Origin of the sequence: Streptomyces sp. DSM 15324, from assembly GCF_001514285.1 — a bacterium.
Lineage (GTDB): Bacteria > Actinomycetota > Actinomycetes > Streptomycetales > Streptomycetaceae > Streptomyces.
Genome location: NZ_KQ949030.1, coordinates 204,844 through 225,066, shown reverse-complemented (window position 1 = coordinate 225,066; position 20,223 = coordinate 204,844). Strand labels below are relative to the sequence as shown.

Below are 20,223 nucleotides of genomic sequence, written 5' to 3'. Positions count from 1 at the left end.
CGTGGCGGTCGCGTCGGCGGGCCCGGCCGTCCCGCCGCCCGGTGCCCCGCCGGTGCTGAGACGGCTGGCCGGGAGCCCGCTCTACCTCGCCGACCCGGGCAACCCGGCCGCCGCCAGGTGCGCCTTCCTCGCCACGTCGGCACCGTCCGCCCTGCCGCCGACCCTGACCGCGGCCGACGCTCTCACGTCCCAGCCGGGCGTGTTCCTGTTCGTGCCCGCCCTGCCGTACGACGCGCTCGACCCACAGGTGACCGGCCGTTTCGTCGAGGCCGTGCTCGCCTTCCTCGCCGCGCCCGCGCAGGGGCTCACCCGCTTCGTCTGGATCGCCGATCCCGCGGGTGCCGCGCACGGGCCCGCGGGCCTGGCCACCATGACGCTCGCGGCGACGAGCCGCGGCTCGCTGGTGACCGTGCCGTGGGCCGGCTACGTGTCGCTCGCGCCCAATGTCGTCCTGCGGGTGGCCGGCGGCACCGTCATCACGGTCTCACCCGACGGTACGGGGCTCGTCCTGACCGGCTCACCGGGGCCCAACGCGCTGCTCGTCACCCCACGCGGGCAGTCACCCGCGACCGAGGTCGCCCTCACCTCGGACGTCGCGCTGTCGCTGCTCGGGCCGGCGGCGACCGCCGGGTGCCTGAGCCTGGCGGCAGCGCCCGACGAACCGGCCCTCGACGCGCTCGGCGTCGGCCTGCGCTACTTCGTCACCGACCTCTCCTTCGGCCCGCCGCCGGACGGCGCACCGGCGTTCGTCGACGCCCTGCGCTACCCCGTCTTCGCACTGAAGGGCACCCGACTGCCGCTGACCGCCGTGGTCGACCCGCTCGCACCGCTCGACCAGGCGCGCAGCTCCTTCTCCTTCGGTACGGCCTCCGCGCCGGTCGGCGCGCCGATCGCCACGTACTTCCGCAGCTCGCTGAACGCGCCGATCACGCTGCTCCCCCGGGCAGGGGCCCGGCTCGTCTTCGCGGTCGACGTACGTGCCGAGACCACCGACGGCCGCCCCGACCCGACCGACCCCTACTACCTCACACCGGCCGGCGACTTCTCGCTCGCGATCGACGACAGCGCAGGCCGAAGCGGCGACTTCGCCGACCATCTGATGGCCGGCACATCGACTCAGGAGTACTTCGCCGTACCCGGCGGCACCACCGGCATGACGTTCAAGCCCGGCAACCCCGCCTTCGCGCCCGCCCGGCCGGCGCCGCCCGGACCGAGCGCCGCGTTGTACGGACCGCTGACCGCTCAGGCGTCGACGTCCTGGGTCTACCTCACCGGGCAGGAGACCTACTACGCGCAGCCCGACAGCGCGGTGGTGCACCAGCCCAATCCCGATCCGGCACACCCGGGGTTCCTCACCTACCTACCCCTGGAAGCCGGCACGCTGCCTGCCCTCACGGCCGACCCGGCCCAGGCCTTCCCGGTGGCGCCCTACGCGGGGGTCGTCGCGGACGCCGCCGACTACGCGGGGGTGGAGGCGCAGGTGTTGAGCCCGGCGCGCCGGGCCGCTGTCTACCGGCTGACCAGCGCGGCGACCACGACGCGCGGCGCCGGGACGGCCGCGCCCGGCCTCGCGGCCGGCGGCACGGCCGGCGGCGCGGCCCACGGCACGACACCGCAGGGCCTCCTCCTCGACGTCGAGGCCGGCGACTGGCGACGGCTGACACTGGCCCAGACGCCCGCCGGCCCGGACGCCGGAGACGAGCCGATGCTGTTGCAGTTCTCCGACGTGACAGGACCGCTGCGCGGCGCCCTGCAGAGCGGGCACCTGTTCATGGTGGCGTCGAGCTGCCGGCGGCTGCTCGGCTGCGCCGGCATCCCGACGTACATGCTCACGGTGCAGTCGTTCACCGATCTGGAGCAGTCGAACGCCCCGGTGGTGCCCGCCGAAGTCCTCGGCAGGCTCAGGCCGCTCCAGCAGCAGCGCTACGGCTCGCTGCCCGAGTACCGCGCGGCGCTGCAGCAAGCACTCGGCCCCGACTACCCGACGTACGCCGACCTCCTGGTACAGGTCGGCGCCAGCGCCGACGTGAGCATCGACTCCTGGCACTTCGACCTGTCCCCGTACTTCTGGGCGGGGCACGGCACGATGATGCTGTTCAAGTTCACCGACGTCCCGTTGGCCTCACTCATCGACGACACGGCGTCCTGGGCGATGGCCGAGGAGCTCAACGACGACGCGCTCGCGACCCAGCAGGCGTTACGGGCGTACTGCCGCGCGGCAGCCGACGACAAAGACCCCCACCTCGCCTACTTCCGCGAGACGGTACTGAAGGACCCGTCGTGGAACGGCATCCTGTTCCTCAACGCCCGGGTGCCGCTGAGCTCGCTGCCCCCGCAGATCGAGGGCATCGCCGCGGGCGTCGATCCCGACCGGTTCATGGCGCACCACGTCGGCGTGAGCGTGACGCCCGTCGAGGCCGGGACAACGCTCTCGCCGCACAACTCGACCCTGTTCGGCCTGATCCGCTACTCGGACCCCGGCGACCTCGACGACACCACCGCCGACTACCAGTTCAAGGTGCAGCAGCTCAACGTACTGTTCGCCAACTCCGAGGTGACCAGCTTCGCGAGCACGATCGAGCTGATGGCCAACCAGTTCTTCGGCGAACCCGTACAGCTGGTGGTGGAGCCGGAAAACGGTGGCCCCGGCGGCCCCGGTGGGCTCGTGCCCTCGCCGGCCGGCAACAACCTCAAGCTGCGCGGGGTCTACCAGAAGCACGGAGGCCGCGGATCCTACGTCTTCACCAACCAGGACACGAACCACTTCCGGTGCGCGAGCCGGGTGCTCGACCACATCATCGTCGAGAGCGCGGAGTTCGTCACGATCGTGCCGCCGAGCGGAGCGGCACGGAGCGGGACCGTCCAGACCCGCTTCACTCTCGCCGGAAGCATCGGATTCAAGGCGCTGCCGGGGTTCGACGCGTTCTCGTACGGAGCGCCGGGCGGTGCCGGCGGCCTGGCCTACCGCGGCCTGTCGGTCGACATGAGCTTCGCGCCCGACACCCCCACGCAGAAGACGTTCGCGTTCGACGCCCGGCAGGTCGGCTTCGACCCGTCGTCGAGCGCGACCCGGCCCGACAGCCTTCACCCCCACTTCCCGCTGCGGCTCGCGGGCCTGGTGCAGGCGACCGGCACCCAGACACCGGGCAGCCTCGGCTACATGCCGGTCGGCTCCCCGCTCACGGGCAGCCCACTCAGCGGCGCCTGGTACGGCCTAGTCTTCGACCTCGACCTCGGCACCCTGGGCGCCCTCGCACCACCGGGCGGCTTCGTGGCGTCGCTGCTGCTCGGCTGGCAGCCCGACCCCGCGCGGTACCGGGTCCACGTCGGCCTGCGGATCCCGGGCGCCACCGGCGGCAAGCGCGAGATCAGCCTCCAGGGCGTGCTGAAACTGACCTTCGGTGACCTGCGGTTCGTGGTCACCGGCCCGGGCGCCTACGTCCTCCAGCTGCGCGGCATCGCGCTGAACCTGCTGAGCATCAGCTTCCCGCCGGGGCAGACCGACCTGCTGCTGTTCGGCGACCCGAGCGGCCAGGACAACTCGACGCTCGGCTGGTACGCGGCCTACGCCGCCCCGGGCGGTTCCGGCACCGGCGGCACGGGCGGCGGCCAACCGGTCGCGGCGTCGCCGCCGACGCTCGTCGACCCGGAGCCGCGCAGACGGCGGGGAGATCTGCGGTGACCGTAACGCACGTCAGGGGGGATCGGACATGGCAGTGACCGTCGTGGTGTGGAACGTCCAGACGTTCGGCGACGCGAGGCCCGCCGCCCGGGGCGCCAACTACGCGCCGATCTGCCGCTTCATGGCGCAGGCGCTCTACGAGGTGTCGGCGGACGTCTTGATCATGATGGAGTTGCGTAGGGGTGGGGCGCAGTACCTGCCCACTCTCCAGGCCGCACTGATGGCGCAGTCGGGCGCGGCAGCCGATGTCTGGGACTACGACTACATACCCGGCTCAGTGACGACCCGCGGCTACCCGAACGACCCGGACGACCTCGACTTCACGCAGACGGGGCACAGCGAAGGCTACGCGGTGCTGTGGCGGGACAACCATCCCGAGTTCACCGTGCTCGACACCCCGGACGCCCTCTCCCACAACATCGTCAACGGGCAGTCCAAGATCGGTCTGGTGCTCGAGGGGCGTTCGGCGCAGCCCAACGTCCCCAACCCCTACTGGTTCGCCGCGCCGAACTTCGTCCCGCCACCGCCGCCTTGGCGACGTCTCGAGTTCCCCGAGCCCAATCCCATCCACGCGGGCGACACCCGCTGGAACCTTTGCCGCCGACCGTGCTGCGTGGTGCTCGACCTCAACCGGCCGGGCGCGGGCGTCCCGCGGGAGCAAGAGCTGCTGCCGATCGTGGTCCATCACGCCACCAACAATCCGCGTCGCAGCACCCCGTGGAGCGTGCAGTCGGCGGCCTACTCGGCGCAGCTCTACCAGGTCGACGACACCACTCAAGCGGCCCCCACCATGGTCGATGTCGCGCAGGCGCTCGCCGCCGGCGACTTCAACATCGACCGCAATGTCGATGCAGAAGCGTACGGCTACTTCACGAGAGGTTTCACCGCCGGAGGGGCAAACAACGGCGGCGCCAACTTGCCGACCACATGGGCCGACTCCGCCAACGCGCCGGACAACCACACCGCCATACGGCTGAGCCGTTGGCGTGGACCGCATCAGCCGCCCGTGCCGATCACCGATGCCAACGTCGACGCCTACCGCTGGCTCGCCATCGACAACCTGTTCATCCGCAATCTGGCGACCGTGAACCCACCGGCCAATTACCACGGCCCCGTCTACAACATCCTGAGCGGCCTCCTGCACCATGGCTTCCTGGTCAATCCGCTCGCGAAGCGAGCCGCCATCCGGGCGTTCCGCACGGCGATCCTCACAGCGCTCGGCCCCCCGCTCGTGGGCGGCGGTTACACCAACTACCCGTTCATCGACCCGGCGAACAACACACCGTGCAGAACGCGCAGACGCAAAAGGGGCGGAGGCTTTAGCTACTACTCGCCGGTCATCAGCAACCTGAGGAATTTCACCTACTACATGGCCGACCTCCAGCGCGGCTATTTCAGAACTCCGCGCCGGGCCGCGGAGTTCTACGTCAACTCGATCAGCGACCACCTGCCCCTGGTCTACCGCTTCACCGTCTGACGACGCGTATCCCGTCACCCGCCCGCGACATCGAGTAGGACAGCACATGGAGATCACCGGCCTCGTAACCGCGCTGAAGGCCCTTGAGCGCGGCACGACGCTGCCCGTCTCGGCCGCGCAGGCAGAGAGCAGCCTGTCGGGCGGCATCGCGAGCCTGATCTCGACGTACCTCGCCGGCAACCTGCTCGTCACCGGCATCGCACCCCAGGACGTACGCCCGACGTCCGTCGTCTACACCGGCTCGGTGGAGTTCCTGGGGCGGACCCTGCCCGCCACCGCGACGTTCTGGCTGGCCCCCGGCCCCGCCTCGGGAACGCCGGAGCTCACGCTCGCCCTCGCCCTGCCCGCCGGCTGGACGTTCGCGGCGACGTACCCGCCGCTCGCCGGCACCGATGTCGGAACGCTCGCCTTCACCTCCCCCACCTGGGTACTGGAGTCGGCGGACTCGGACGGGTCGGGCGGGTACGCCGGCATGACGCAGGGGCTGAACTTCAGCGGCACACTGGTCGCCGGTGACTCGCCTGCGCTCTCCGAGGTCGCCTGGCTGCTCAGCGCCGACCTGCACGTGTACGGCGCCCTCACCAACTGGTCCGATCCGCAGGCCACCGCGCCGACGACGACACTGCGGACCGCGTTCGGCGACACCGAGACCACGCTCGGCTCGGTCACGCTGGCCACCCGGCTTCGCGCCACGGTCGGGTACCTGACCTTCCCCCCGGAACCGCCCGAGGTGACCGCCGAGGACACGGCGGAGCCGGGCGACGACGGCGGCGACGACGGGCCGGTCCTCGTCACCGAGGTCGCGCTGCTCGGCCAGGTGGGCATCGGCAGTGGCGCCGACTCCGTCACGCTGTCGCTGACGATGCCGGTGACGCCCGACCCGGCGCTGCTCACCTTCTCCCTGGACGGCCACCAAGCCCTCGACTCGCTCGCCGCCCTCGCGGGCGTGGCGGGCGGGACGGCGCTCGGCAACCTGGTGCCGGACCGGTTCCCTCTGACCCGGCTGCTGCGCCTCGACGGCTTCGAGCTCGTCGTGGCGCCGCGCACCCGGCGGCTCGTGAGCCTGTCCATCGGCGTCAGCCTGCTGCCCTCGCAACCGGCGCCGACGGCCGGACCGGCCACGAAGATGATCGAGGGCGAGGTCGTCGGCCGTGCCGCGGAGCACATCGACTCGGTCGACGAGCCGGCGCCGCTCACACCCTTCCCGACCCGGCTGGTCCACGAACCGTCCGCCGTCCCCGCGCCGCACGCGCTGACCGCGGACGACGACCCGCCACCCCCGGTGACATGGCTGATCATCCCGCCGGACCTGCTGGCGATCAGCGACGTCCAGGTCCGGTTCCAGATCAACGACCCCGCGCACCCGAGCGCGAGCACGATCGCCGCCCGGCTCGGCGGGACGTTCTGGATCGCCGATCTGTACCCGATCTCGCTGGAGGTGCTGCTGCCCGAGGTCACGGTCAACGGGTACCTGCTGCCCGGGTACACGGTCCCGGTGCCGGAGCTGCTGGAGCACTACGGCTTCGACCTGCCGCCCGGCTTCGACCTCGAGATCACCGACCTCTTGATGAGCGCGAACCCCGGCTACCGGACGTTCGACCTCAGCACCACGATCGACGGCGACGTCAAGCTGATCAGTCTCAACGAGGGCGCGATCTCGCTCACCCTCACCGGTATCAGCGCCGAACTCTCCCTCAGCCAGACGGGCTTCACCTGCCAGTTCATCGGCGACGCCGATTTCGCCGGCGTGGTCGACTTCTCCCTGCTGGCCCGCAAGGAGGCCGACAGCGCGTCCGGCTGGACGTTCGGAGGGGCGATCACCCACCCGTTCTCGGTCGGCGAGCTGATCGGCAAGGTGACCGGCTGGACCTCGGTGCCCGGCTTCCTCAACGACATGCACGTCACCGAGTTCGAGGTGGCGTACCACACGGGCAGCAAGGAGTTCAGCCTCGAAACCGGCCTGCGCTGGCTGTTCGCCGACGCCGACGTGGAGATCGACCTGGGCTTCTCGCTTGCCTCGACGGCCGCCGAGGGCACGCCGTCGCAGGCCCGCTACCACGGCTCGCTCACCGGCGGTTTCGCGTTCCTCGGCATGGAGCTGGAACTCGTCTACACCTTCGACCAGCTGCGCAAGACCAATACGTACGAGCTGAAGTTCGGGGATCTGGGGGTCAGTTACGCCAACCCGGACGCGCGGGGCAAGCGTGTCCTGCACATCGACTTCGGTAACGTGACACTCGGCGACATCCTGTCGTACCTGGTCCGGCTGGCCGACCCCGCGGCGAGCCCGTCGCTCGACGGACCGTGGAGCGCTCTCGGCTCCATCAACCTGTCGAACCTGTCGGTACAGGTCAACTTCACCGACAACGTCATCGAGGTCGACTACGCGGCGAAGGTCGACCTCGGCTTCATCTCCCTGGACAACATCGGCCTGCGCTACTACCGCGACTTCGGGCAGGGCCGCGTCGATGTGCTCCTCCAGGGTGAGTTCCTCGGCCAGAAGTACGGCCAGGGCCAGCCACTGGCCTGGAACGCCGTCGGCGGTCAACCGCCGGCCGTACCCGGAGCCGGCAGCAAGGTGCTCGACCTGCGCTACCTCGGGATCGGCCAGCACGTCACGCTCGACGCCACCGGTCTCAGCATGGTGAAGGCCGTCATCGACGCGATGCGCAAGACGGTGGTGCCGCTGGGCGACAGCTCGAAGAACCCGCTCGAACAGGTCGGCGGGCTGCGCTTCGACAGCGGTGCCAACTGGTTGTTCGGCGCGAGCTTCACCCTGCTGGAAACCTTCACGGTCAACGCGGTGTTCCTCGACCCGGTCGTGTACGGGCTGCGTATCGACGTCGCCGGGCCGCAGGCCGAGATCTTCCAGGGCCTCTCGTTCGAGATCCTCTACCGGAAGGTCACCGACAGCGTCGGTGTCTACCACATCGAGCTGCAACTGCCCGACGCCATGCGCCACCTCGAGTTCGGCGAGGTCTCGGTCACCCTGCCGGTCGTCGTCCTCGACATCTACACCAACGGGAACTTCCGCATCGACTTCGGCTTCCCGCCCAATCTCCTGGACTGGTCGCGGTCGTCGGCGGTCGAGGTGTTCCCCTTCGTCGGTTACGGCGGGTTCTACTTCGCCCTCCTCGACGGCTCGACCTCGACGCGGCTGCCGGCCATCGACAACGGCCGCTTCGCCCCCGACATCGAGTTCGGGTTCGCGTTGTCGGTCGGCGTCGGCAAGACGCTGAGCATCGGCCCGCTCTCCGCCGGGGTGAGCGTGACCGTCGCCGGCATGGTGCAGGGCGCGCTCGCCTGGTTCCACCCCGACGACGCGTCGACGCCCCAGGCGCTCTACTACTGGCTCCAGGGCACGGTCGCGGTCGTCGGCCACGTCTACGGGACGGTCGACTTCGCGATCGTCAAGGCGTCGCTCGACCTGACCGTCTACGCCAGCATCACGCTGACGGTCGAGGCCTACCAGCCGATCGTCATCCACATGCAGGCCGGCGTCGAGGTGCGCCTCAACGTCAAAATCCTCTTCATCACGCTGCACTTCAGCTTCTCGGCCACCATCAGCCTGACGTTCACGCTGGGATCGGCGAGCACACCGCCGTGGCACATCGCCCTCGCAGGCTCCCGTGACGCCCGGATGCGGGCCCAGCTCGGCCTGCACCGGCCGACGCCGTCACTCGCCCAACGCGGCGTACGGCACGCCGCCCTGCCACTGCTGCGGCCGGCGCCGCGCTTCGACGCCGCCCTGTTGCGGGTCCCCGCCGCACGGGCGGCCGCGGTCCCGGCGGAGCCGCCGATCACCTTGTGGCTCACACCCGTCGTATCGCAGGCGGAGCCCACCGACTTCCTCCCCGCCGCCCCGGGCCGGACGCCGGTCGTGGCCGTGAACTTCCTGCTGTTCATCGAGAACGCGATCGACCCGGGCGCCACCGACGCCGCGGCGGTCGCCGCACCGGTCGGTGACGCGGCCGGCAAGCCGTACAACCGGCTGGCGGGCAAGCTCCTGCGCTGGGCGCTCGGGGCGCTCGGCGGCGACTTCGGCACGGTCACCGCCGACGAACTCGCCCACCTCCACGCGCAGTTGGACGACCCCGACGTGTTCGCGCAGTGGTTCTCGTACCCGAGTGTCACCGCGTTCTTCGCCGATCAGCAGGTGGTCTTCGAGATCCAGCCCCGCCCCGCCGACTCCAGCGGCGGCGACAGAAGCGGCAGCTTCTTCCCGATGTTCCCCGACCTCTCTCTCGCGCTCGGCACCGGTCCGGCCGTCTCCTTCTGGGACACCCACCCCGTCGACGCCGACTACGTCCACGCCCTCACCGCGTACTTCCAGCAGCTGATGGTCGACTACGAGAACTCGGTCCAGAGCGACCCGGCGGGCACCGGCACCGGCGCGCGCTCACCGCGAACGCTCCTGACCGACGGCGACGCCCCGGAATCGATGGCGGGGTGGCTGTTCGGCGCGTACTTCGGGATGCTGACCAAGTCGGTCGTGCAGAACGCGATCGATCACCTCAGGGCGGCCCCCTACCAGGTCACCGGCAGCGCCACCACGAGCCTCGCCTCCATCGCCGCGTCGTTCCCGACCGTGTCGGCGGAGTACGTCGTGCGGGCCGCGGACACACCGGCCTCCGTCCAGGCCCTGCTCAACCGGTTCGGCGCCGGCCTCGCCGGTGGGCCGGCCGACGCGGACGCCACGCCGGTGCCCGGCACCCGGCTGGCCGCCGAGATCGCGGTCTCGCCGGTGGCCGTCGTCACCGCGAACCAGTCGGTGCAGGGCCTCCTCGGCGGCGGCCGGCCGCTGCTGCTCTCCGAGGTCACCTACCAGGTGGCGGCCGGCGACGGGCGACCGGGCCAGAGCATCGACGACGTGGCACGGGCGTTCTCCTTCCCCGGCACGCCCGCGACGACGGCACTGGCGGTGATGGCGGCCAACGCCGACCGCGCGGACATCCTGCTCACCGGAGCCACGTTCGCGCTGCCCACCCTCACCTACCAGGGACGCGGCGGCGACACCGCCGACAGCGTGGCGCAGTACTTCCAGGTACCGGCATCGGCCGTCACCCAGTCGGCCATGACGTTCACGGTCACGGGCGTGACGCACACCGTGCGCGGCGGCTTCGTCATCAGCTACACCTGGAAGCAGGGCGACACCCTCGACGGTGTCATCGATGCCTTCTTCGCGCCGTCCGCCGACGACCTGCCCGGGTACGAGGCGATGATGCGGACCTGGAACGCCACAGCCGACCTCACCGCACTCACACCCGGCGCGGTGCTCCGGATCCCCCTCACCGAGTCCCTCGCGAGCCTCGCCCGCTACTACTTCCCCGGCACGGCGGCCGACCATCGGCTCGCCGCTCTTCAGCCTGCCGTGTCACCGGCGCCCGTGCTCGCACCGCTGGCGACGCTGACCCTGGCCGACGTCGTCTACCCGCCGCAGCCGGCCGACACGTTCGCCGGCGTCGCGCAGCGCTTCAACCTGACGCTCGACGAGCTGACCGGCCAGATCGCCTCGCAGACCGGCATCCTGACCGACGGGGCGACGGTGACGGTACCCGACGTGCCGGCGATGACGGTCGACGCCCTCGTCGCGGCCGTACAGGCGAGTCCGGCGGTCAACACCGGCGCCGCGAGCACCTCGCACTTCCTGCTGCACGGCCTGCGCGTGCCGTACCCGACCCCGACCACATCACCCGCCTACCCGTTGTACAGCCTGACCGGGCAGCAGGTGGCCCTCGGCAGCGGCCCCGCGCCGTCGGCGACGCTCGGGTTCGCCGCCGGGCACGAGGGCGCGACGTGGATCACCTTCGCGGGCGGCAGCACCTCCCTGCCGTTCACCTTCACCGCCGAAGAACAGCGGCTGATCTCGGCGTTCGCCACCCGCAGGCCCGACCCCGCGGTCTCGTGGCTCGGCCCGCTGCCGCTCTCCTCGTACCAGCCGGCCCGGTTCCCGGTGCAGAACCCGACGCACTGGCAGGCGGCGGCACTGCCCGCCGGCTGTTTCCACCCCGGCCAGTCGGTCGCCGAGCCCACGCTGTGGTCGCTGCCGCACGCGCTGCTCGAGCACACGGCGTCCGCCACCGGGCCCGCCCTCCGCTACGACCTGGCCACCGCGACCCACCTCGACGCGGCGTCGGGACTCAGGATCGCGCCGGTCGCCTGCCACACCTGGGCGACCACCGTGCCCCTGACGCTCCAGCAGCTGACCGGGCCGGACGGCTCACCGCTGACGGGCAGTTACCTGGTGGCCGGCACCGACGACGTCGGCAAGCAGAGGCTCTTCGACCTGCTCGCCCACCTCGGCGGCGACGGCAGGGCCGACACCGCCACCGTACTCGTCCTCTACCCGCCCGACCCCACCTCGGGCCGGGGCGGCAAGGGACTCGCGTCCGACCAGCTCGACACCGCCGGCACCCGGGTGCTCAAGACGAACCTCTCGACCCTCAGCCACAGCGGGCCGGCCGCACCGCGCACCGCCGCGCTCGCCGCCACCGCCGCGCCCTCGGCCGGGTCGCCCGCCTGCCTCGCCACCATCGACCGGGCCGCCGACTTCCTCACGCTCATCTGGGAGGCGAGCGTGGTGCGCACCGGTGGGTTCTACCTGGAGTACGCCGACACCGGCAGGATCGGCCTGCCCGGCCACCTGTTCGGGCAGGGCCCGACCGCCGAGGTGACCCTGCTCGTCCTGCTCGGATCGCAGCTCGAGTCGACGATGACCGGCCTGCTGCCGTTCAACAACGTGGTCGTCGTCGGCGACAACATCGACGCCTCCCACACGGACCTCTTCGTCCAGCCGTCCGTGCACACCGTCGTTCCCGGCGACACGCTCACCACGGCCGGCACGGCGAGCCCGGCCGCGCTCGCCCTCGCCAACCAGTCGGTGCCCGGCCTGCTCTTCCCCGGCCGCACGCTCCTGCTCGCCCACGGCAGGCCGTACGAGATCCAGGCCGGCGACACCTTCGCGGGCATCGCGCGCGCCCACCCGGGCACCTCGGTCATCGGCATCGCGACGGCCAGCGCGAGGCTCGACCTCTTCGTCCCGGGTGTCACCGTCCGCTTCTTCGGCACCGGGGGCCACCTCACCCGGGCCGGCGACACCCTCACCGGCATCGCGCGGGCGCTGGCGCCGTACACCATGAGCCCGGCCGCGCTCGCGCTCGCCAACCAGACCCTGCCCGGCCTCCTCCAGCCCGGCCGGACACTGTCCCTCGACGGCTCGGCCGACTACCGCATCGGCCACGGCGACACCTTCGCGAGCATCGCGCGCGCCCACCCCGGTACCTCGGTCACCGGTATCGCGACGGCGAGCGCGGACCGGCCCGTCCTGACCCCCGGCGCCCCGATGCAGCTCGCCGGTCGGCAGGTGTACGTGACCGGTGACGACGACACCCTCGCCCACGCCGCCGACGTCATCGGCGTACCCGGCGTCGGCGCCGCCGCCCTCGGCACCGCCAACCAGCACAACCTCGCGCTGCTCCAGCCCGGGCGCACGCTCCGGATCAATGCCGGTGTCACCTACCGGATCCAGGCGGGCGACACGCTCGCGGGCATCGCCGGGCAGTTCTCGCCGGCGACCCCCGGCAGCATCGCGGAGGCCAGCGCCGCCCTTGCGGTGCTCGCGTCGGACGCGTTCGTCCACTACGGCACCGACCAGCTCCAGGCACAGGCCGCCGTGCCGCCCGGCAACACCGGCTTCCAGCTGTGGCGCGGCGCCCCCGGCGCCGGCGACCCCGATCAGCAGCGGCTCGACGAGTTGTTCGGCCTCATCGGCTTCGGCATCGAGGGCGGCACGTACTTCGGGGCCGGCAACCAGGGACTGCCGACCGGGCCGACGCGGCACCCCGGCGCGCTGCCCGCCCCTGGCGCCGACGCACCGGCATCCCCGTCCGCCGACGACGGGGCCCGCTACTACCGGCAGGTGGTGTCGCTGTACCAGGCGGCCGAGCCCGCCTACAACCCGGTACCGGCCACGCCGGCGCTGCCCGCACCGAGCGGCAACCCCTACGCCGGCATCCACGCCGACCCCGCGTCGGGCACCTACTCGCAGGTGCGGCTCGGTCTCGGCCTGCACGACCTGTCGGGCAACCTGACCGGCGGCGCCACCCTCCACCTGGACCCGATCCGGGTCGGCCACACCGACCGCCTCGTCGGCCTCTCCCAGTGGCCGAGCGTCACCACCCGGTTCGACGTGCCCTCCGACGCGGCGGAGCTCCGCGTCACCGCCGAGTTCAGGGCGGCCAGGTACGTACCCGGCTTCGGACAGTCCTACCGCAGCAGCCATGACAGCGCCCGCAGCCACCTCGCCCGCTACACCACGGTCTACTACCAGCTCCAGGAGCCGGGGCTGCTGCAGTTCGCGGTCACCAGCTCGATCGGCCGGGTCGACTCGTCGGTCACCACGCGGCAGGAGGTCCAGCTGTGCCTGCTCGGGCTGGTCGAGCAGATCCTCCTCTTCCTCGGCGCCGCCGAGAACCTCGCCCCCGTCTGCCCGCCGATCGCGGCCGGTACCCCGCTCGCCACCGTCGCGAGCACCTACGCCGTGACGGTCGGCGATATCGTCGTGGCCAACAAGGATGCCGAGCTCGCCGACCAGCTGGTCGCCGCGGGGACGACCCTCGCGATCCCGACGTACCACGTGTTCACCACCGGCACGACCGTCAGTGACCTGCTGACGCACGTCACCCTGGCGCAGCTCGGCGACCGGGCCAACCTCGCGCTCCCGCTCGAAGCCGGCACCGAACTCACCGTCCCCGTCCAGCACGCCACCGTCGACGCCCTGCGTGACGACGCGCTCCACCAGATCGCCCGACTGCTCCGCACCACGGTCGCCGACCTCGCGTCGAGCAACGGGGCCGTCGCGCTCAACCCGGGCGGTAGGGCGATGACGTTCGCGCTCGGCCCGGCGCGCCTGCCCGTCGGCCCGTCCGACACGCTGACCACGATGGCGTCCGCGTTCAACGCCCTGGATCCGTCGCTCGCGGCCACACCGGTCTCGGTGGCCCTCGCCAATGACACGGTGAACGGGGTCTTCGCGGGCCTGCCGATCACCTGGGACCACTACGTCGTCCAACCCGGCGACACGCTCGGCGGCGTCGCGGCCCGCTTCACCGGCGGCCGGCTGGACAGCCTGCTGGGGGCGGCCGGCGGCGTCGTCGACCTGCTCCCCGCAGGTACGGCCGTCTACCTCAGCGGCCAGGACGCCTCGTACCCGCTGCGGTCGGGCGACACCTTCGCGACGGTGGCCGCCACCTACGGCATGTCGCTCGACGCGCTGGCCGGCCGCAACACCGGCCTGCGCCTCCTCGCGGTCAACCAGGGCAGCGACGACGCCCCCTTCGCGATCCCTGACCTCGTCGAGTTCCCGGTGGCACAGCAGCCGCGCCATGCGGTCCACCTCGCGCGCGGCGGGTCCGAGACGATCGCCGACGTCATCGCGCGTTTCCCCGGGTGGGACGCCGCCGGATTCCTCGCCCTCGACGCCGAGCTGCCGGGCCTGTTCGCCCCCGCCCGACTGCCCGGCACATCGGTCCTTCCCACCCTCACCGACACGGTGACCAGCCTGGCGGCCAGGCTCGGCGTCACCCCGTCGGCCTTCATCACCACCTTCCAGGCCCAGCCAGGCGTGCTGCGGGCCGGCGCGGCCGTACTCGTGCCCGCGGCCCGCACCGGCCAGGGCACGACGATCACGACCGCCGCACAGCCGTACCCGGGCGTCACACCGGCCGCCCTGGCCGAGGCCAACGCCGCGCTGCGGGGGGTTCTGGCCGCCCGGCAGCGGCTCACCTATGCCTACCAGCCGGACAACGGCAACCCGGTCACCCGCACCTACGACACGGACGTCAACGACACCTTCCTCACGGTCACCGCCGCGTTCAACGCCCTGTTCGGCCTCTCGACGCTCACCGTCGCCGATGTCGTCGCACAGAACCCGCACGCCGCGCTGGCCGCCGGGCAACCGCTGCTGGTGCCACCCGCGCCGGCCGCGTTGCCGCCGCTCGCCACGACGCTGCTCGCCGACTACCCGGACCCGGTCTTCCCGCTGACGGTCGAGCTGCGGATGCTGCGCGACCCGAACCGGGTCGCTCCCGACCTCCTCTCCGACAGCGCGACCTTCGTCGACGTCACGCCGGTGCCGCCGAGCCCGCTCGCCGACGGTTCGACGGCGTCGCTCGACGGCTTCGCGGAGCGGTTCGAGAAGACGTTCGCCGGGCTGAAGCTCGGCACCGGCGAGGACGCGGACTCCGCGCCGACCACCACGGCGAAGTCGCGCCTGTGGGTCGTGAACTTCGACGCGGCCAGGGGCGGCATCGAGTACCGCGTCGACGCCCCCGCCCCGGGCGGGTTCTTCGCCGTACGACCGCTGTCGACCGAGCCATGGACGCGAGTGAACGTCCCCGTACCCGCCTACACGCCGGGTCAGCCGCTGGAGTGGACCGCGCACAAAAGCTTCACCGGTGCCGACCTCGACGCCTGGCTCGCGGCGTTGCTCGCCTCTGTCGACCGGCTCCTCTCACCACAGTTCGCGCTGCCCGCGAGCGGGCTCGGCGCGGCCGCCCAGGCGCTGCTGGCCGACGTGATCACCAGCAAGGGCGTCATCGCCGACGGGCTCGCCGGCCTCGTCGAGCACCTGCTCGGCACGCCGTCGGGAGACCGGGCCCAGGCGGCACAGACCCTCCGCCAGCAGCTGCTCACCACACTGTCGTCGCTGTACGACACCACGCTGCTCGTACAGTTCCCGGTGACGGTGACATCGCCGTACACCGACGCCGACACCGCGCCTTCCCTGTCCGGGAAACCGATCGTGAAGCCGGTGGTGACGCCGTCCGGCAGCGCCGCAGCACCCACGTCGGGCAGCGCGACCAGGGCGACCCACACGCTCTCCGCCGGTGACACGCTCACTTCCGTCGCGGCCCGGCTCGGCGTCACGGTCGTCGACCTGGTGGCGGCCAACGACAACGTCGCCGACGTCTTCGCCCCCACCACGGTCGCCGTCGTCATCGGTTCCACGCTGACCTCGGTGCCGGTCGTCGCGGGCGACACGCCGCGCACGGTGGCGGGCAAGATCTTCCACACCCAGGACCCCACGCCCGCCCAGCTCGCCGAATTCGCGGCAGCACTGTGGAGCTGCGATGTCACCGGTGGCTCCGGCGGCGCCCACTACCGGCTCCACACCGATCCACCCGCGCCCGCGCGGCCGGCGGTGCTCTCGTACGTCGAACTCCTGCCGGTGACGAGCTTCAGCACCGGGAAGGTGCCCCTCGTCGGCGGCTCGTCCTCGGTGACGGTGCTGGTCGACGTCCGCGATCCGCTGCGACGGCGGATGGCCTACCTCGACCTCGCCTTCTCGATGACCCAGCTCGAGTACGACGTACAGCTGCCGGAACCGTTCGGCGCGACGTCGGTCGTCGGCGACTACCGGGAGTCGTCGTGGCTGAGTTTCCTCCGCCCGGTCGACGCCGTCCCGCTGGGGCAGGTGCAGATCCCGATCCCGCTGCGCGCCCACCCGGGCGTCCCCGTGCTGTCGACGCAGTCGGCCACCCCGAGCCACCCGGGCGACCCCGATCTCGCCAAGGCCAAGGAGTGGGACTACGCGTTCACGCTCGACTACCAGGCCGCCGCCCAGGACAGCATCGAGCTGGGCATGTTCTTCAACCGGCTGACGGACGCCCCGCCCGCGCCGCCGACCGGCGTCGGCACCGGTGAGGCCGGCCTGTCGGCGGTCCACGTGGCCCTGGCCCAGTTCAACGAGGTCGCCGCAGCGGTCGAGGACGACCTGCGGCTGCTGCTCACCGACCCGGCCGATCCCCGCGTGCTGCCGGCGCTCCAGGCCTTCCGCGACCTCGTACAGCGCGTCAGCCACGCCTGGTCCGGCCGGTCCGCCTTCGCCGCGGCCGCCCTCGGCGACGAGGGCGAGGCGCACTGGTACCGCGTCGACCCGCTGGTCGACGAGCAACAGCCGGACGAGTTCTCGTACCTCGCCCTCACCGCCGCCGACGCCGACCCGCTGTGGCCGACCATCGACGGCGCGGCCCCCGGACTGCGTGTCGGAGCGCAGGCGTTGTACACCCACCGGCAGCCGATCAGCGCGCCGCTCGACCTCAAGGTGGCGCTGCGCGAGCTTGACGCGGTCGCCTACCAGAACGGCTGGTCGGGTGTGTCCGTCGTCCGCAACGAGAACCTGCTCGGCAGCACCGGACCGGCCGACGCGACGAACCCGCTGTTCGTCTACCGCACGCCGCTCAGCCTGTTCAGCAGCAAGGTGACCCCGTCACTGCTGGCCGACACGCCCGCGCCCCTGACGACTCGCGGCGGCGTCGACCTGGCGACGGCGCTCGGTGACTTCTTCGGTGTGCTGTTCGACCTGGGATCGGCGCCACCATCGGCGACGTTCCAGGTGAAGGTGACAGCCCGCTACGCCTACTCACTGACAACGGCGGCGCAGCCCGGCGGCACGATCACACCGGCCGTGCCGCTCGTGCTCGTACCGCTGTACGCCTTCGACACGGCCACCGACGCCAACCCGGCCTCGCCCACCAGCTTCGTCTCCCGGCTGGCGGCGGCGGTCACCTCGGCGGCGGCCACGACGGGTGCGGCCACCGTGCCGGGCACTTACCTGTTCGACGTCGGCGTGTACTCGTCGCTGCACCCGGAAGGTACGCAAGCGACGCTGCCCAGCAAGCCGCTGCTCGACATCCGCAACCGCTCCTACCCGGGTGCCACCTGAGTGGCCTGGTGGCCGCCGTCGCCCGGCACCGGGAGAACACACCACGTCCGGGAGATCTCTCCCTCCCGGGGGAAGTGCACGACCTTGTCCGCCGTGGACTGGTTGACGAACCCGTCGGCCCGTTCTGCGGTGGCGGGCTCGACGGGACTCGCCCGGGCAGGGCTCATCGCCCGGGCAGGCTCGGGGTGCCGGGCAGCGCGGTGAGTGCCGGGTGGCCGTCCAGGACCGCTTCGATGTTGCGGGCGGCGAGTGCCGCCATGCCCGCGCGGGTCGCCTCGGTCGCCGAGCCCACGTGGGGCAGCACCACCAGGTGCGGTTCGTTGAGCAGGGGGTCGCTCGGGTCGGTGCGCGGCTCGTTGGTCATGACGTCCAGTCCTGCCGAGTGAAGAGCGCCGCAGCGCAGCGCCGCCAGGAGGGCCTCCTCGTCGACGACCCCTCCGCGGCCGGTGTTGACCAGGGTCGCGGTCGGTTTCATCAGGGCGATTTCAGCCTTGCCGATCAGGCCCTTGGTCTCCTGCGTCAGCGGCGTGTGCACGGACACCACGTCGCTGGTTTGCAGCAGTTCGTCGAACGGCACCCAGCGGGACAGCGCGTCGTCCTCCCTGCGCACCGGATGGTGGTGCTGTACGCGCATCTGGAATCCGGCGGCCCTGCGGGCCACGGCGCGGGCGATCTGGCCGTAGCCGATGAGCCCCAGGGTGGCGCCGTGCACGTCGAGACCGAGGAAGGCGTCCATGCGGAAGGCGCCCCATTCGCCGCGGCGCAGCGCGTCCATGCTCGCGGGAAGGCGGCGCCTGGCCATGAGGATCAGGGCCATCGCAACGTCGGCCGTGGTGTCTGCCAGCACGTTGGGGGTGTGCGTGACGACGATGCCGCGCTCGACGGCGGCCGCGACGTCCACGCCGTCGTAGCCCATCGACGCCAGGGCCACGACCCGCAGATCCGGCCCCGCCGCGTCGAGCAGCGCGGCGTCGACGCGGTCGCTGCCGAGGACGAGCAGGCCCTGGCAGCCGTGCACGAGTCCGGCCAGTTCGGCCGGCGTCGGGGGCTGCGGGGCCGTCCATGCGGTGACGTCGAAGCGGGTGGCGAGGTGACTGACGCTGTCTCCCGGGAGGGCGGTGCGGCTGACGGCCACGCGGGGGCGGCGGACGGAAGTGCCGGACAATCGTGAACTCCTTGCTGCAAGGCGAGGGGACGGCGCGCAGGTGAGGGGCCGGGGTGCTGGGTCAGGCCTCTCCCGGCCCGCCGAAGTCGAGCAGCACCTTGCAGGACCGGGCGGGGTCGGCCGCGAGTTCGAACGCCTCCAGTGCACGGTCCACCGGCACCGCCGAGGTGACCACCGGAGCAGCCGGGAGGCGGCCGTCAGCCAGGGCCGTGAGTACCTCGGTGAGTTCGTCGTCGAAGCGGAAGGAGCCGATGAGCCGCAGTTCGCGCGTGATGAGTGCGTTGGCGGCCACCGGCGTGTCCCCGGGCGGCAGCAGGCCCAGACCCACCACCAGTCCGCCCCGGTCGACGCCGTACAGGCAGGTGTGCAGTCCGGCCGGGTTGCCCGACGACTCGATCGCCAGGTCCGCCGCCAGGTCACCCAGTGCTTCGTCGGTGCCGGCGACGACCCGTACGGTCGATGTGGCACCCACCCGCTGGGCGACGGCCAGGGGAGCCTCGTGCACATCGGTCACGGTGATCTCGCCCGCACCGGCGGCCCGCAGCGCTGCGACCACCAGGCACCCGATGGGGCCCGCGCCGGTGACCAGGACCCGCTTGCCGCGTACGTCGCCGGCCTGCCCTACGGCGTGCCACGCGACCGCGGCCGGTTCGGCCACCGCGGCCAGCCGCAGATCCAGGCCCCCGGGCAGGGCGAGCACCCGCTCGGCGGGGACGACGAGGACGTCGGCGAAGCCGCCCTGGACGTGGGGGTTGCGGGCGGCACTGCCGAGGTAACCGGTGTCGAGGCAGGTGTTGCGCCGGCCGGCGAGGCACTGCCGGCACCTCCCGCAGGACGCCAGCGGGTGCACGGCCACGGGCGTGCCCGGCGGTGGTGCCTGCGTGCCGGGGCCGGCCTCGCGGACCCGGCCCACGATCTCGTGGCCCAGCACCAGCGGTTCGCGCAGCCGGAACTCGCCGACCGCCCCGTGCCGCCAGTAGTGCAGATCGGAGCCGCAGATGCCGCCGTACCGCACGTCGACGGCCACTTCCCCGGGCCCCGGCACGGGTACCGGCCGCGTCTCCAGGCGCAGGTCGCCCGCGCCGTGCGCCACCACGGCCCGCATGGTCGCCGATGTCCTGTCGTTCATGTCATTGTCCCGCTCTCTGCCGAACGGCTCGGCTGCTTGGGCTGGT

At 72.0% G+C, this 20,223-nt stretch carries 5 protein-coding genes; 3 read left to right on the top strand and 2 right to left on the bottom strand.

Annotated features, from left to right (window positions below; genetic code table 11):
- The first annotated feature begins 1 nt into the window (after position 1).
- From AQJ58_RS25210 to AQJ58_RS25200, 3 genes are read left to right on the top strand one after another with little or no spacing between them, the layout of a single operon-like run.
- Positions 2-3,682, top strand: coding sequence for a thioesterase domain-containing protein (locus AQJ58_RS25210; RefSeq protein ID WP_067253831.1), 3,681 nt, complete (start codon positions 2-4; stop codon positions 3,680-3,682).
- A gap of 28 nt (positions 3,683-3,710) precedes the next feature.
- Positions 3,711-5,159: a hypothetical protein gene (locus AQJ58_RS25205; RefSeq protein ID WP_159056329.1), complete on the top strand. Its 1,449-nt coding sequence runs from the start codon at positions 3,711-3,713 to the stop codon at positions 5,157-5,159.
- 46 nt (positions 5,160-5,205) lie between these two features.
- Positions 5,206-17,883: a lytic transglycosylase gene (locus tag AQJ58_RS25200; protein WP_067253828.1), complete on the top strand. Its 12,678-nt coding sequence runs from the start codon at positions 5,206-5,208 to the stop codon at positions 17,881-17,883.
- Between the two features lie 163 nt (positions 17,884-18,046).
- Here the strand turns inward: AQJ58_RS25200 and AQJ58_RS25195 are convergent, their stop codons facing one another.
- Entirely contained in the window at positions 18,047-19,048 is a 1,002-nt protein-coding gene (locus AQJ58_RS25195) for a 2-hydroxyacid dehydrogenase (protein ID WP_067253825.1), read from the bottom strand.
- 61 nt (positions 19,049-19,109) lie between these two features.
- Entirely contained in the window at positions 19,110-20,177 is a 1,068-nt protein-coding gene (locus tag AQJ58_RS25190; RefSeq protein ID WP_234360285.1) for an L-idonate 5-dehydrogenase, read from the bottom strand.
- Between the last annotated feature and the right edge of the window lie 46 nt (positions 20,178-20,223).